Origin of the sequence: Pseudomonas allokribbensis, assembly GCF_014863605.1 — a bacterium.
Lineage (GTDB): Bacteria > Pseudomonadota > Gammaproteobacteria > Pseudomonadales > Pseudomonadaceae > Aquipseudomonas > Aquipseudomonas allokribbensis.
The window spans coordinates 1,066,433-1,080,870 of the sequence record NZ_CP062252.1; the positions used below are offsets into that span (position 1 = coordinate 1,066,433).

Sequence of the window (14,438 nt, forward strand, 5' to 3'; positions counted from 1 at the left end):
CCAATGCAACTACGCGATCCTCCGGGGCTGACTAGACTGCTGACACCTGCCGAAAAAAACAAAAACAGAGGTGCATACAGTGAGCGTAGCCCCCGTCCCTTCTTCCTTGAATGTCAAAGATCAGGTCAGTGCCGCGGAGTGGCAGACCCGGATCGATCTCGCCGCCTGTTATCGACTGGTCGCCCTGCATGGCTGGGACGATCTGATCTTCACCCACATCTCGGCCAAGGTGCCGGGCACCGAAGACTTCCTGATCAACCCGTTCGGCCTGATGTTCCATGAGATCACTGCGTCCAGTCTGGTGAAGGTCGACCAGGCCGGCAACAAACTCATGGACAGCCCTTACGAGATCAACCCCGCCGGTTACACCATTCACAGTGCCGTCCACGAAGTGCGGCATGACGTGGCCTGCGTGCTGCATACCCACACCGCTTCCGGCGTTGCGGTGTCGGCGCAGAAACAGGGCGTGTTGCCGATCAGTCAGCAATCGTTGTTCGTGCTGTCGAGCCTGGCCTTTCATGCTTATGAAGGCGTGGCGCTCAATCACGAAGAGAAGGCCCGGTTGCAGGCTGACCTCGGCGAAAACAATTTCCTGATGCTGCACAACCACGGCTTGCTGACCTGCGGCGGCACCATCGCCGACACGTTCCTGATGATGTTCACCTTTCAGCGTGCCTGTGACATCCAGGTGATGGCGCAGACCGGCGGTGCCGAACTGATCGCCATCGAACCGCAGATTCTGGCAGGCGCCAAGGCGATGATCGCTGGCGTCACCAAAAGTGCTCAAGGCATGGGTGGCGCACTGGCCTGGCCGGCACTGCTGCGCAAACTCGATAAACAAGACCCGGGGTATAAACTGTAATGCCTCTCGCCGAGATTCCTCTGAGTGCCTGGCGCAAACGCAGCCAGACGTTTGTCTTCCGTGGCCAGCCGATCCGCTACTGGACGGCCGGGCAGGGCGAACCGCTGCTGCTGATCCATGGTTTTCCGACGGCCAGTTGGGATTGGCATTACCTGTGGCAGCCGCTGTCCCAGCGCTACCGGGTGATTGCCTGCGACATGCTCGGTTTCGGCGACTCGGCCAAACCGCTGAATCACACCTACAGCCTGCTGGAGCAGGCCGATCTGCAACAGGCCTTGCTGGCGCATCTGCAGGTCGAGCAACCAGTGCACATTCTGGCTCACGACTATGGCGACAGCGTTGCCCAGGAACTGCTGGCCCGGCATTACGATGACCTGATCGAGGTCGCCAGTTGCGTGTTCCTCAACGGTGGTCTGTTTCCGGAAACCCATCGGCCGTTGCTGACGCAAAAACTGTTGCTCAGCCCGTTGGGCTGGATGATTGGCCGCGCATTTACCCGCGATGCGCTGGTGAAGAGTTTCCATCAGATCTTCGGCCCGGACACCCGGCCCAGTGAAAGTGAGATGGATGATTTCTGGAGCCTGATCGAGTGCAATCGCGGGCCGCGAATCATGCACAAACTGATCACCTACATCCCCGAACGCCGGGTGCAGCGTGATCGTTGGGTCGCGGCGATGCAGCGCGGCGAGGTGCCGTTGCGGGTGATCGATGGCGAAGTCGATCCGATCTCCGGTGCACACATGGTCGAGCGTTATCGCGAGCTGATTCCCGACGCGGACACCGTGCTGTTGCCGGGCATCGGTCATTACCCGCAAAGCGAAGCGCCGGTGCAGGTGCTCAAGCACTACCTCGAATTTCGCGATCACTTCGTGTTGCCGCCGCGCAAGGTGGCGTGTTCCTGATCGCAGGGCGGAGGCGCTTTGCGCCTCTGCACGGTTTCATCATCCCCCAGCCTTATCGCGCACCATTCAGCCTCAGCCGTGTTCGTTGTGACCGCACGCTCTGTGCCTGACACTCAGGGACACTGTCCCTCAGGCCTGCTGGAGTTGCCTCGATGAATGAGTCTGTGCGTTTCGAAGATAAAGTCGTGATCGTCACCGGAGCCGGCGGTGGCCTGGGACGCGCACATGCTTTGCTGTTCGCCAAACAGGGCGCCAAAGTGCTGGTCAACGACCTCGGCGGCTCGACCCAGGGCGAAGGCGCCAACGCCTCGGCCGCCGACCGCGTGGTGGCGGAAATCCGCGAGGCCGGCGGCATCGCCGAGGCCAACCATGATTCCGTCACCGACGGCGACAAACTGGTGCAGAACGCCCTGGACGTGTTCGGCCGCGTCGATGTGGTGGTCAACAACGCCGGGATCCTGCGCGACAAGACCTTCCACAAGATGGAGGACGCCGACTGGGATCTGGTCTATCGCGTCCACGTCGAAGGCGCCTACAAGGTGACCCGCGCCGCATGGCCGCACCTGCGCGAGCAGAACTACGGCCGGGTGATCTTCACCGCGTCGACCTCGGGCATTTACGGCAATTTCGGCCAGTCCAACTACGGCATGGCCAAACTCGGTCTTTACGGCCTGACCCGTACGCTGGCCATCGAAGGTCGCAAGAACAACATCCTGGTCAACGCCATCGCCCCCACCGGCGGCACGCGCATGACCGAAGGCCTGATTCCGCCGCAAGTGTTCGAACAGCTCAAACCGGAACTGGTCAGCCCGCTGGTGGTGTACCTGGCCAGCGAGCAATGCCAGGAAACCTCGGGCCTGTTCGAAGTCGGCGGCGGCTGGATGGGCAAGGTGCGCTGGGAGCGCAGCCTGGGCGCCGGTTTCGATCCGCGCGTGGGGTTCTCACCGGAAGAGGTGGCGGCGCACTGGCAGCAGATCTGTGATTTCGAAGGGGCGGCGCATCCGAAGGACAATATCGAGGCGCTGAAGGAAATGATGGCGAATTTGCAGAAGTATTCGTTGTAATACATAGAGAGACGAGCAGGCATGAGTTGCCTGCTCGTTGTTTGCTTTCTATTCTTCGTTTTTAAATCCGGGTTTTCCGTTGGCAGCGCGCCAAGCCTTGATGGTTTCTAAAACTCCTGCCGGACTGTCGTCCGTACCCTCTTCCGGGTAGTAAAGAACGTCCGTTCCATTTGGGTGCTCCGAGGTTTTTACAATGTTGTCGACGATAGCGTCATGCTCTTTTTCTGATGAGTAATCACCTTCGACCAGCCGATTAATAAGTGCTACATATTCGGCTTCCGTATATTCCTCAAATTTATTCTTGAATTTCATTTTTTTGTTTTCTCATTTCGGAATGGGTTTCAATGTGTCGTTTTGGAGTTAATACACGAAGATTGTCTAGATCGTAAACCGAACCACCTTCAGCGATAGGTACGACATGATGTATATCCAGTTTTGTTTTTCCACCCACTTGTTCTGACCTGGGAGCTGTTGGTGAGAGGCCCTTTTTTATGTCAAATTTACTGAAAGGGGTGAATTGTTCAAACAACGCTTGATCATTCCCTACCGCCTTCCAAAACGCCTTGCGAAATGCCCTGAAACTCGAAAACTCCCTACCTCTGAGCTTATCCGCAATTTGCGTCGGAATCGGCGCACCTTGCTGCGTCGCAGCTGTTCCCAACCAATTGCCTGAAACCGTTTGCCCTATCCCACTGGCGATACCGGGATCCTGCCGCCGATCCCGAAACATCGTGAAAATCGGCGGTATTCCAGAGTCGATCGGGAAAACCGTAACCCATCCATCAAACCCGTACTGATCAAGCTGAGGAAATGGATCGATCCGTCCGCTGTCAGGCGTGACATCGGCGCCTTCGTAGTTCGGCAAGTCTGTGTCGGCGACTGGCAAATCTGTCGAAGGATTCAGCGGTTTTACCAACGGCGTCCAAGTGACGACAGGGCCTTTGGAGTCGCTTGCATTAGCAGTGGAAATGTAAGTGTTTTTCTGTACGTCAAAGCGTGCGAGTACCACCGGCACTTTGCTGGGGACTGTCACGCCATCGGTGCTGACGACGACAACTTCGACTCTGTTACCTGACGTTCTGGAGCCAAGCCTGACCGGCAGATCGACTTCACCGCCGGTCGTCGCCAGTTCGTACAGGTCGGTGTCCAAATCAGGCGCAAGTTCTGATAGCGGGACACTTGCAGCAAACAGGTCGCCGTTCCCAAGTTCCGAAGGAGCGAGCAAAGCGGCGAATCCGACGATCACTGGTGCAGCCGCTGTGGAGATGGCCGCCAGCGCCAGGGACACCGCCGTTCGCAGCGACGTTCTGAGTGCCAGCGTGGTTGCCGGGTTGTTGCCAAAAACACCGAGCGGCCCGGTAAAGGTCGGGCCGAATGCGGCCATCGATCCGGCATTGGCAAAGACGGGAGATTGTCCGCTCAGGGCGTTTTCTGCTTGCCGTCGGGCTTGTTCCCTGGCGTTCTTGCGCGCTTTTTTACGGCGTCTTTTCTGTGCCTTTCGCAGCGCTTTCTGCTGTTTTTCCTGCCGTGTTTTTTCAGCCAGCAGCCGCCGCTCTTCATTGCGGCGCTGAGCATCGGCTTGCGCTTGCAGACGTGCCTGCTCGGCAGCAACCTGTTGCGCGGCAGCGTCGGCGGCGATTTGCGCCTGCTCAGCGGCGAGCCGTTGTGCTTCAGCCAGCGCTGCAAGGCGCGCCTCTTCACGAGCCTGGATTTCCTCTTGTTCCTTTTGCTGCCGTGCCGCCTCTGCGAGTGCTTGCTGACGGTGTTGTTCGGCGGCAACGCGCTCTCGCTCGGCCACTACGCGTGCAGCTTGTGCCAGTGCTTCAAGTCGAGCTTGTTCATTGATCCGCGCCAGTTCGGCAGCAGCTCTCTGCGCTTGTTGCTCTGCAGCGATTCGTGCTTGATCGTTGGCCTGAACGGTCGCCAGCCAGTTGAGCACATTGACTTGTTGCTGGTTGAGCATCTGCAACGATTGCGACAACAGCCTCGCTTCGTGAGCGGCCCGGTATGAGAACGACCAGGTCTGAAAGGCAATGCCATCAGGCTTGAGAGGGCGCTCCATCGTTCGCGCCCGAGCGGTGAAATCGTTCAACGGCCGGTTCAGGGGATCGCTGCCATAAAACGTGTTGCCCAAGGCGGTCTGGCGATGAAACTCGGCCGTCTTGCGCGCCATCAGCGTATTGCGAACACCGAGCTCGCGAATGATTGCCTCGGCGGGCGGCAGAGGGTGAGTTGAAACTTCAAGTCTGGCGGCGGCAAGTTCATGTTCGAGGGTTTGTGCAAGTTGACTGGCTCTGGCCTGAAACTCCTGATCCAGAACTTGAGCGGTGCCTTTCACGATATGTACGTTGCCCGCAAAAGCAGGCGGCCTTTGAAAGGCGCCGCTGCTGCTGATATCGAATGTCGTTGCCGGTAACGGGTTGTAGCCGGGAGGCGCTGGTGCTGTCGTGTGGACAGGTTCGGTCAGCTCCCATGCTGGAGGCCTTTGCATATTCATATCCTTTTGAATGTGCGCTGTTTAAAAATGATGAGTTGTTCTGCCATTAGAAGTTACAGGTGAAACCTCGGGCGCGGGTCCGAGAGTCCTGTAGGCAGTTACAGAAGAGAGCGGCAGAAAATTCGGTGATAAATAACGAATAGAAGTTGTTCGTTATTTCAATAAGGAAGTTTCCGAAAAGGATTCAGGAAGCATCTGACAGTGGCGGGGGGAGTGACTGATTGCTGACTCGCCGCGATAAACCATCGCCCATAAAAAAGGCCGCTGCAAACGCAGCGGCCAAGGTAAGACGTTGGATCAAGGAGCTACAAATCAACGTCAGTGAACACCAGGGCGATGGAGCGAAAAACGCTTCGGTCCATCAGAAATCGGTTGCCGACGACTCGGTCGCGGACTTTGTGCTTCGTGGCGGTCTGCCTTGAAAGCCCGCTCAGAATAAGGGCTTGAAGCCAAAGGAAAAATAGCGATTCCGGACATGCACTGTTACGGGGCATGTAACAGTGCTGCGTCTTGAGGTGGGCATCATCCGTTGAATTGATCATGGGTTATCCAGCTTGCCCATGCCTCGCGGCAAGCCCCGTTCCAGGCGGGGATTCATCCTTTCGGGCGACAGCGCGAATACCTCCTTGGTGCGCTTATCGTCCCCGTGTGGCGGCAGTAGGGTGGGGCCTTCTGTCACTCACCGGGGAAGACGCATGACAAAAACAACAATGCGCGCCATCTTCAAACCGCAGGCGCTGGCGGCTGCGGTCGCCTTGGGTTGCTGTGCCCAGGCCCATGCGATCGATTTCAACATCGGCGAAATCGAAGGCACGTTCGACTCATCGCTGTCGGTCGGCGCGAGCTGGGGCATGCGCGATGCGGACAAGTCACTGGTCGGCACGGTCAATGGCGGTACGGGCCAGTCTTCGACCGGTGATGACGGGCGCTTGAACTTCAAGAAGGGCGAGACCTTTTCCAAGATCTTCAAGGGCATCCACGACCTTGAATTGAAGTACGGCGACACCGGTGTGTTCGTACGTGGCAAGTACTGGTACGACTTCGAACTCAAGGACGAAGACCGCGAGTTCAAGCCCATCAGCGACAAGGGCCGCAAGGAAGGCGCCAAGTCTTCCGGCGGGCAGATTCTTGATGCGTTCGTCTATCACAACTATTCCATCGCCGATCTGCCGGGCACCGTGCGTGCCGGCAAGCAGGTGGTGAGCTGGGGCGAAAGTACCTTCATCGGCAACTCGATCAACAGCATCAACCCGATCGACGTTTCGGCGTTCCGCCGGCCCGGCGCGGAGATCAAGGAAGGCCTGATTCCGGTGAACATGCTGTTCGGCTCGCAAAGCCTGACGGACAAACTTTCGGTCGAGGGCTTCTATCAGCTGGAGTGGGACCAGACCGTTCTCGACAACTGCGGCACCTTCTTCGGTGTCGACGTCGCGGCGGATGGTTGCAACCATGGTTACACCGTCGCCAATCCGGCAATCGCCCCGCTGGCACCGGTGGCCGCCGCTTTCGGACAACCCATCGAAGTCACTCGCGAAGGCGTCGTCGTGCCCCGTGGCGGTGATCGCGATGCACGGGATTCCGGGCAGTGGGGTACGGCGCTGCGCTGGCTCGGCGACGATACCGAATATGGCCTCTATTTCCTCAACTACCACAGTCGCACGCCCACGGTGGGCACCACCACGGCCGGCCTGTCGACCCTCGCGGCATTGCCGGGGATGGTCAGCACCGCCAATCGCCTGGCCCCCGGCAGCGGTTCCGGGCTGGCGCAAAGCGTGATGCTCGGGCGCGGTCAGTACTACCTCGAATACCCGGAAGACATCCGCCTGTATGGCGCGAGTTTCGCCACCACATTGCCCACCGGTACTGCGTGGACCGGCGAGCTCAGCTACCGCCCCAACGCCCCGGTGCAGGTCAACACCAACGACCTGACCCTGGCCTTGCTCAACCCGATTGCCGGCGGCGCGGCGTCGCCGCTGAGCACCTCACCGGGCGCCGACAACAAAGGCTACCGGCGCAAGGAAGTGACGCAACTGCAGAGCACCCTCACGCACTTCTTCGATCAGGTGCTGGGCGCCGAACGCCTGACCGTGGTCGGTGAGGCGGCGGTGGTGCGGGTCGGTGGTCTGGAGTCGCGCAGCAAGCTGCGTTACGGCCGTGATTCGGTGTACGGCCAGTACGGTTTCGGCGGCGACACTGGTGGTTTCGTCACTTCGACCTCATGGGGCTATCGCGCCCGGGCCATCCTCGACTACGCCAACGTGATCGGCGGGATCAACCTCAAGCCCAACCTGTCCTGGTCCCACGACGTCTCCGGTTACGGCCCCAACGGGTTGTTCAACGAAGGCGCCAAGGCAATCAGCGTCGGGGTCGATGCCGACTACCGCAACACCTACACCGCGAGCCTCAGTTACACCGACTTTTTCGGCGGCGATTACAACGTCCTCACCGACCGTGACTTCGTGGCCCTGAGCTTCGGCGTGAACTTCTGATCTGCCCGAGAAGGATGAAATCAATGCGCAAGATGATTCTGCAATGCGGTGTCCTGGCCTTGAGTCTGCTGGCCGCCAACGTGATCGCGGCGGTGTCGCCGCAAGAGGCCGAGAAACTCGGCACCAGCCTGACGCCGCTGGGCGCCGAAAAGGCGGGTAACGCCGATGGCTCGATTCCGGCCTGGACCGGAGGCATCCCGAAAAACGCCGGGGCGGTGGACAGCAAAGGTTTTCTCGCCGACCCGTTCGCCAGCGAAAAACCACTGTTCACCATCACCGCGGCCAACGTCGACCAGTACAAGGCCAAGCTTTCCGAAGGCCAGGTGGCGATGTTCAAACGCTATCCCGACACCTACAAAATTCCGGTCTACCCGACCCACCGCACCGTCGCCGTGCCGCCGGAAATCTATGAGTCGGCCAAGCGTAGTGCGCTGAACGTGACCTCGATAAACGACGGCAACGGCCTGGCCAATTTCACTGGCAATCGCTACTACGCCTTCCCGATTCCGAAGAACGGTGTCGAGGTACTGTGGAACCACATCACCCGTTACCACGGTGGCAACCTGCGCCGGATCATCACCCAGGTGACCCCGCAGACCAACGGCAGCTACACACCGATCCGCTTCGAGGAAGAGATCGCCGTGCCGCAGTTGATGAAGGAGCTGGATCCGGAGCAGGCGGCCAACGTGCTGACCTTCTTCAAGCAGTCCGTGACTGCCCCGGCACGTCTGGCCGGCAACGTATTGCTGGTGCACGAAACCCTCGACCAGGTGAAAGAACCGCGTCTGGCCTGGATCTACAACGCCGGTCAGCGCCGGGTTCGCCGTGCGCCGCAAGTCGCCTACGACGGCCCGGGTACTGCCGCCGATGGCCTGCGTACGTCGGACAACTTCGACATGTTCTCCGGCGCGCCGGATCGTTACGACTGGAAACTGGTTGGCAAGAAGGAAATGTACATTCCGTACAACAGCTACAAACTCGATTCGCCGAAGCTCAAGTACGACGACATCGTCAAGGCCGGGCACATCAATCAGGACCTGACCCGTTACGAACTGCACCGGGTCTGGGAAGTAATCGGCACGGTCAAGCCGAGCGAGCGGCATATCTACGCCAAGCGCCACATGTACATCGACGAGGACAGTTGGCAAGTGGCGCTGGCCGATCACTACGACGGTCGCGGACAGTTGTGGCGGGTGGCCGAAGGTCATGCCCAGTACTACTACGATCACCAGGCCCAGGCCTACACACTGGAAGCGCTCTACGACATCATCGCCGGTCGCTACATTGCCCTGGGCATGAAGAACGAGGAGAAGCACAGCTTCGAATTCGGCTTCGAAGCCAAGGCGGCCGACTTCACACCTTCGGCCCTGCGCGCCGAGGGCGTCCGGTAAGGGGAACGATACACGCGCGAGACAAAAGGCGACTGGTTGGTCGCCTTTTTTATGGGCAGCAATCAGCGTACTGAATACTCGTCAACAAGCATCGGGGAGAGGGCTAGGGTGAACGCACAACGATAAAAAGGCGCACCCGATGACCGCCATGACACCCCGTCTGGATCGAGCAGATTTTTTTCCGAGACTTTCTTCCCATCACCTGCCACGTCCGCGACTTTGCGATGCACTGCTTGAGTCGACGGCACGGGTCAAACTGATTTGCGCGCCGGCCGGCAGCGGCAAAACCGCGCTGCTCACCGAATGCCTGCTGCAGGCACCCGTCAATTGCACCGTCTGTTGGTTGCCGCTGGCCGGTGCATCCTTGAGCGCTGGCGAATGTTGCGAACGACTCGCGCAAGCAATGGGGCTGACAACCTCGGACGAAGCGTCACTGCTGTATGAACTGGCGCGACGGTCTACGGTGACCTGGGTGCTGATCGACGATTATTGCCGATACCCGGAGCCGGCGCTGGATGCGTTGCTCGACCGGATGCTGGCGATCAGCAGTCCGGCCGTGACGTGGTGGATCGGCACGCGACGGCGCCCAACCTGCAACTGGCCGCGCCTGCTGCTCGACGATGCCTTGTACGAATGTGAAGGCACGGCGTTGGCGCTGACCCGGGACGAGATTGCACAAGTGTTGCGTCATTTGCCTCCCGCCCAGGCCGATAGTGTGGCCGGACGCATCTTCCAGCGCAGCGGCGGCTGGTGTGCCGGGGTGCGGATGCTGTTGATGCAAAAATGCGACTGGTCGCAAAAGACCTTGCCGCAGCAACGCATGGACACCTTGCTGGACTACCTGCAACACGAACTGTTCAGCGGTCTGAGTCCGGAGCTGGCCGAGGCCTGGCGGGTGCTGGCGCATTTGCCGCGGTTCAATGCCGGCCTTTGCGACCATCTGTTCGGTGCTGGTGACGGGGCGCAATGGATGCGCAGTCTGCAAACGCTCGGGTGCTTTATTGAACCCTGGCAAGACTCGCCCGAGTGGTTGCAAGTGTGTGCCCCGCTGTCGCGTTTGATGCGCGACGAACCCTGGCCTGCCGGACGTTCCTGGCATCGCCGGGCCTGTCAGTGGTTTGCTGCCGGACAGCATTGGAAATGCGCCTTCGAGCAGGCGTTGCTGGCCGAGGAATACGAGGTCGCGGTGAGCCTGTTGCAACACTTCAGTTTCGAGCATCTGTTCGAGGAACAGACGGTTGTGCTGTTGCTGCGTCTTTATGAGCAACGCGGTGAAGAACTGCTGCTGGGCTCTGCGCAATTGGTCGGTTTGATCACGGCGGCGTTGCTGTTCGCCGGGCGATTTGCGCAGGCTGCAGATTGCATCGGGCAACTTTCGCGCTTTTTGCCGCCACCGTCGGCTGACCAGCAACGGCAATTGATCGCCCGCTGGCAGGCTCAGCAAGGCTGGCTGTCGCATCTGCAAGGACGGATGGAGGAAGCACGCGATCACTTCGAGCAAGCCTTGAACGATCTGTCGCCGCAGGCCTGGACGGCACGCCTGCTTTGTCTGTCGGGTCGCACTCAGCAGGCGTTGCTGTGCGGTGATCTGGAGTTGGCTCATTCGATCAATCGTGAAGCACTGTGCCTGGCCCGGGCTGAGGGTTCTCTGTTGTTCGAAGCGTTGCTGGAACTTGATCATGCCCAATTGCTGGAGCAGCGCGGTGGGGCCGCCCGAGCCGAAGAATTGCTGGCCAATCTATGCGAAATGCTCGGCTCGTCCGTCGAGCGACCGACGCCGCTGCTGGGGCGGATCGCCCTGCGTCGCGGGCGGCTGGCGCTGAGCATGGGGCAGCAGGATCGGGCGGCCGGATTCTTTCAGCAAGGGCTCGACGATTGTCTGCGCAGCTTTGACAAGCGCGTGCTTTACGGCTTTCTCGGGCAGGCGCAACTGGCCGCCGATCAGGGTGATTACGCTTACGCCTTCATGCGACTGCGGGACGCCGAACGGTTGATGCAGCAGCGGCAGATTCCGGACACGGTTTATCGCGGCGTCCTGCTGCAGGTCAGCAGTGAATTCTGGCTGCAACAAGGACGACCCGAACTGGCTCGCGAGGCGTTGAGCCGGGTGCTCAGACATTATCGCGGCCCGCATGCAAAGCAAGCCCCGCCGGCGACGCTGGAGCTGATTCCGCGCATTGAGTGTTTGCTGATTCTGGCTGAGGCCCGGTTGCAGCAGGCGCAACAGCCAGTGGTGCGATTGCAGTCTTTGCTCGAGCAGGCTCACGCCAGCCGGATGATCGTGCTTGAAGCCGAGTTGCTGTTGGCGATGAGCGAGGTGGTCTCGCTGTTCGATGACCTGGAGTCGGCTCGCCAGTGCTTCGACAAGGGTCGTGCATTAGCCAGTCAATTCGACCTGCCGCGATTGTTGATGAGGTTTGAGGAACAGGCGCCCGGCATCTATCCCGATTCGGCGCTGGACAAGCAACATCCAGATAATAATAACGATGAAAGTTCATTGAGTTTTCGTGAAACGCAGGTTTTGCGATTGATCGCGTCGGGAAGTTCAAATCAGCAAATAGCGGACAAGTTGTTCATCTCATTGCACACTGTTAAAACTCATGTCAGGCGAATTCATGCAAAGTTGGGCGTGGAGCGCAGGACACATGCGGTGGCGCGTGCAAGAGTGCTGGGTTTGTGCGTTTGACGGTTATGGTTTTTTGTTAATTCATAGTGCGTCGGAATGGATCCAAATTGTTTGTGATGATTGTTGGGTGTATTCATTTTTTTACGTTGGTTAGTTTTATGGGCAGTCAAGCCGAGGCCTGTCTTGTTTTATAACTTCCAAGGATATTTAAATGAATATTGCATTGAATGAAAAACTTCTGTCGGACAGTCATCCCATCTGGCTGGAACGGCTGGGTCAGACGGAAAGGAGAGCTTATCTCGAACAAAGTAGGGTATCCGAGCTCAGCGACACCAGACTTCAGGACTTGTTGGCACCTTATGCCTCTTTGAAAGACTATGCCCGTCATGTGGTGAGACAGGTTCTGCAACTTGAGTTCGGACGTGATCTCGATGCCGATGAAATCCAGTGCAGTTGCCGATACACCTTCAATGTGGGGAATCGACAAGTTGTTCAGGAGGATACCCGATCACTGACTGAGCAATTCATTATAGGTCTGCATGAAGAGGAGCGGAGGGGAGAGATCTCTATTAAAGGCCGGGATCTTCCTTCAATCCTAAACCAGCAATGGCTGGAGGACACACTCGTTCGTGATGTTCGCTCGGTCTACGGTGCCGAACTCGGCAAATTGTACCAGCGTGCTGATGTTATCGACGCCATGAAGAGCGCGCTGCGTGAAAAACTCCTGTTAAGCGCATTGGCAGCTCGATATCAGGGCCACATCAGCAACGACGATTATCTCTCGAGCGTTCAGCGTGCCGTCATGGGGGACACTGCCTTTGTGATAGATGGCATTCGCATAATCGACAATACGCGACCATTGGCTCAGATGCTGGTGATCGGGGCTCGCAAGGGTAATGGCGAACCGATGTTTCTTTACGCACCCGACTCTCCCGGCGGTCAGACCTGGTACGAATGCCGAAGCTTGCGTCAGGTCGATATCACAGTGATCGACTGGACGAGGGAGCAGGCGGGGCGCGATTTCATTGCTTCCCGCGCGCATGCCTTGAACCGTGGGCAGATTATCGGCCTTCTGAAAAAGCTTGAGAAAATGCCCAGTCTCTGGAGAGGCATAATTCTGGCATCGACACCGCACATGGCCGACGAGGCCCTGAATGGCATCGTTGAAAATGCCCGTGCCTGGCGGGTTTCCGAAGAAGAAAGCCTGCGTCCTTATGGATATCGAACAGCCTCAACAGAACAACGTCAGAGCTATACCCGCATCAGTTGTGAACTCAAGGCATTGCAGACGCTGACCGTGCGCGAAGGCGGTCTCGTCACATATGAGCGGTTCTGCTTTGATCTCATCAAGGAACGCGTCGAACAGGTGCTACTGCAGAAAGGAGAACAGGTCACGATCAATCCCGACCGGATTTTCGTTGACGTCAGCCCTCAAGTGCAGATGACACTGACGGAGCTGATCATCACCGAAACCCATTTTTATGCAAACGATGCAGGTTCCCCCTGGAGTTATCCCCGCTTCACATTAGCCCATGATCATCTGCCTGTGATGAATCTGGATATCCGCCATATTGCCAGTTGGTCACGAACACTGCGTCCGGGTGAAAAATACATTGCAATGCTGCATGAGAAGTACCTCGCTCCTGATCATGCCGAAGGTGCTTTCAAACGTCTGATCCACAAGGAAGTCGCTCGTCGCCAAATGCAGATCGGCGTCTTGCAGGAACGCTTTCACGGACGTCTGAGTGCCGCGCAATTCAATCAGCTCATGTGGATTGTTGATGCCAGCGAAAACGTCGATACCCGCCCGTTGTTCTCCATTGCGTTCGAAGAGCCCGGGTTGTTCCAGTTCGAGATAAAGGATCGACCGGTAGTGGGAAACTTTGTTTTTCGCTGGATGACAGCAGGGCAAGTCGAGAGTTATCTCTTCACTCCGGATGCACCCGACGGTCGTTCGATCCGGCCGTTTTCGGAGTTTGTTTCGGCCGTCAAGACACTGGAACTTGGGCAGTATTTTTACGAGCGGGTGATGTACAAGGATCAGAGGGTTGTCGGAACCTATATCACCGATCTTGAGCAGCTGGACAATTTCACTCAGATGCCGGTTGTTCAGCAGTACGCCCGGGCCACGGACTTCAGTGGTGATTTCGATGGTTTGATCCGGCGGACCATTTCCGATGTCGACGAGAAAACAGAAAGCCTCAATGAGATTATTTTCAAACTGGTCTTCAACGCGGTGGAAGCAGCGGCTACGGCGATCAGCGTAGTCATTCCGCCTGTGGGTATTGCGGTGAGTGTGGCGTTGCTGACAAAAAATCTTTGGGAGGCCGCCGAAGCTTACAAGGATGGTGATCGTGCGACGGCGCAAGTACATTTTTTCTGGGCATTGGTCGAACTGGCTTCGCTGGGCAAGGCCGGTTATAGCCATCTGGCGCCAACGAAAATGCAGAAGGATCTCATCGGTTTGCTGGGTGATGTCTATACCATCGAGAAATTCTTCTCTCAGGCGACCGGGCAGCAGAGACTGCCGTTGCAGGCGCTGGAGATCATTCAGTCAGTTCTCGATGATCCGGATTCCTTCACCAGCAGGACCTACCTGAGGTAACG

10 protein-coding genes are annotated in these 14,438 nt (G+C 58.1%); 8 read left to right on the forward strand and 2 right to left on the reverse strand.

Features of this window, described 5'->3' with window-relative positions:
- Nucleotides 1-79: 79 nt before the first annotated feature.
- The 3 genes from IF199_RS04730 to IF199_RS04740 all read left to right on the forward strand — a co-directional run bounded on the left by IF199_RS04730 (nucleotide 80) and on the right by IF199_RS04740 (nucleotide 2,828).
- Nucleotides 80-862 (forward strand): class II aldolase/adducin family protein, encoded by a 783-nt coding sequence (locus tag IF199_RS04730; protein ID WP_192559803.1) that lies wholly within the window; start codon nucleotides 80-82, stop codon nucleotides 860-862.
- A complete protein-coding gene (locus IF199_RS04735) occupies nucleotides 862-1,764 on the forward strand; it encodes an alpha/beta fold hydrolase (protein WP_102619458.1) in 903 nt (300 codons plus the stop codon). The genes IF199_RS04730 and IF199_RS04735 overlap by 1 nt, the downstream gene beginning before the upstream one ends.
- Nucleotides 1,765-1,916: 152 nt before the next feature.
- Nucleotides 1,917-2,828 carry an SDR family oxidoreductase gene (locus tag IF199_RS04740; RefSeq protein ID WP_102619459.1) on the forward strand — a complete coding sequence of 304 codons (912 nt, stop codon included), beginning with the start codon at nucleotides 1,917-1,919 and terminating at the stop codon, nucleotides 2,826-2,828.
- A gap of 48 nt (nucleotides 2,829-2,876) precedes the next feature.
- Here IF199_RS04740 and IF199_RS04745 read toward each other — a convergent pair whose 3' ends face one another.
- Nucleotides 2,877-3,140, reverse strand: coding sequence for a bacteriocin immunity protein (locus IF199_RS04745; RefSeq protein WP_041475141.1), 264 nt, complete (start codon nucleotides 3,138-3,140; stop codon nucleotides 2,877-2,879).
- Nucleotides 3,124-5,319 carry an S-type pyocin domain-containing protein gene (locus tag IF199_RS04750; protein WP_192559804.1) on the reverse strand — a complete coding sequence of 732 codons (2,196 nt, stop codon included), beginning with the start codon at nucleotides 5,317-5,319 and terminating at the stop codon, nucleotides 3,124-3,126. The genes IF199_RS04745 and IF199_RS04750 overlap by 17 nt, the downstream gene beginning before the upstream one ends.
- 227 nt (nucleotides 5,320-5,546) lie before the next feature.
- Here IF199_RS04750 and IF199_RS04755 point away from each other — a divergent pair, with 227 nt between their 5' ends.
- The 5 genes from IF199_RS04755 to IF199_RS04775 all read left to right on the forward strand — a co-directional run bounded on the left by IF199_RS04755 (nucleotide 5,547) and on the right by IF199_RS04775 (nucleotide 14,436).
- Nucleotides 5,547-5,747: a hypothetical protein gene (locus IF199_RS04755; RefSeq protein WP_192559805.1), complete on the forward strand. Its 201-nt coding sequence runs from the start codon at nucleotides 5,547-5,549 to the stop codon at nucleotides 5,745-5,747.
- Between the two features lie 273 nt (nucleotides 5,748-6,020).
- Nucleotides 6,021-7,814: a DUF1302 domain-containing protein gene (locus tag IF199_RS04760; protein WP_192559806.1), complete on the forward strand. Its 1,794-nt coding sequence runs from the start codon at nucleotides 6,021-6,023 to the stop codon at nucleotides 7,812-7,814.
- A 23-nt stretch (nucleotides 7,815-7,837) separates the two neighbouring features.
- Nucleotides 7,838-9,205 carry a DUF1329 domain-containing protein gene (locus IF199_RS04765; protein WP_425220356.1) on the forward strand — a complete coding sequence of 456 codons (1,368 nt, stop codon included), beginning with the start codon at nucleotides 7,838-7,840 and terminating at the stop codon, nucleotides 9,203-9,205.
- Nucleotides 9,206-9,344: 139 nt separating this feature from the next.
- Nucleotides 9,345-11,891 (forward strand): helix-turn-helix transcriptional regulator, encoded by a 2,547-nt coding sequence (locus tag IF199_RS04770; protein WP_192559808.1) that lies wholly within the window; start codon nucleotides 9,345-9,347, stop codon nucleotides 11,889-11,891.
- Nucleotides 11,892-12,042: 151 nt separating this feature from the next.
- On the forward strand, nucleotides 12,043-14,436 hold the full coding sequence (locus tag IF199_RS04775; RefSeq protein WP_192559809.1) for a dermonecrotic toxin domain-containing protein: 2,394 nt from the start codon (nucleotides 12,043-12,045) through the stop codon (nucleotides 14,434-14,436).
- The last annotated feature ends 2 nt before the right edge of the window (nucleotides 14,437-14,438 follow it).

Coding starts and splice junctions, on each gene's coding strand:
- IF199_RS04745 (WP_041475141.1), bottom strand. CDS start 3,140: ATGAAATTCAAGAATAAATTTGAGGAATATACGGAAGCCGAATATGTA.
- IF199_RS04740 (WP_102619459.1), top strand. CDS start 1,917: ATGAATGAGTCTGTGCGTTTCGAAGATAAAGTCGTGATCGTCACCGGA.
- IF199_RS04765 (WP_425220356.1), top strand. CDS start 7,838: ATGCGCAAGATGATTCTGCAATGCGGTGTCCTGGCCTTGAGTCTGCTG.
- IF199_RS04735 (WP_102619458.1), top strand. CDS start 862: ATGCCTCTCGCCGAGATTCCTCTGAGTGCCTGGCGCAAACGCAGCCAG.
- IF199_RS04760 (WP_192559806.1), top strand. CDS start 6,021: ATGACAAAAACAACAATGCGCGCCATCTTCAAACCGCAGGCGCTGGCG.
- IF199_RS04775 (WP_192559809.1), top strand. CDS start 12,043: ATGAATATTGCATTGAATGAAAAACTTCTGTCGGACAGTCATCCCATC.
- IF199_RS04750 (WP_192559804.1), bottom strand. CDS start 5,319: ATGCAAAGGCCTCCAGCATGGGAGCTGACCGAACCTGTCCACACGACA.
- IF199_RS04770 (WP_192559808.1), top strand. CDS start 9,345: ATGACCGCCATGACACCCCGTCTGGATCGAGCAGATTTTTTTCCGAGA.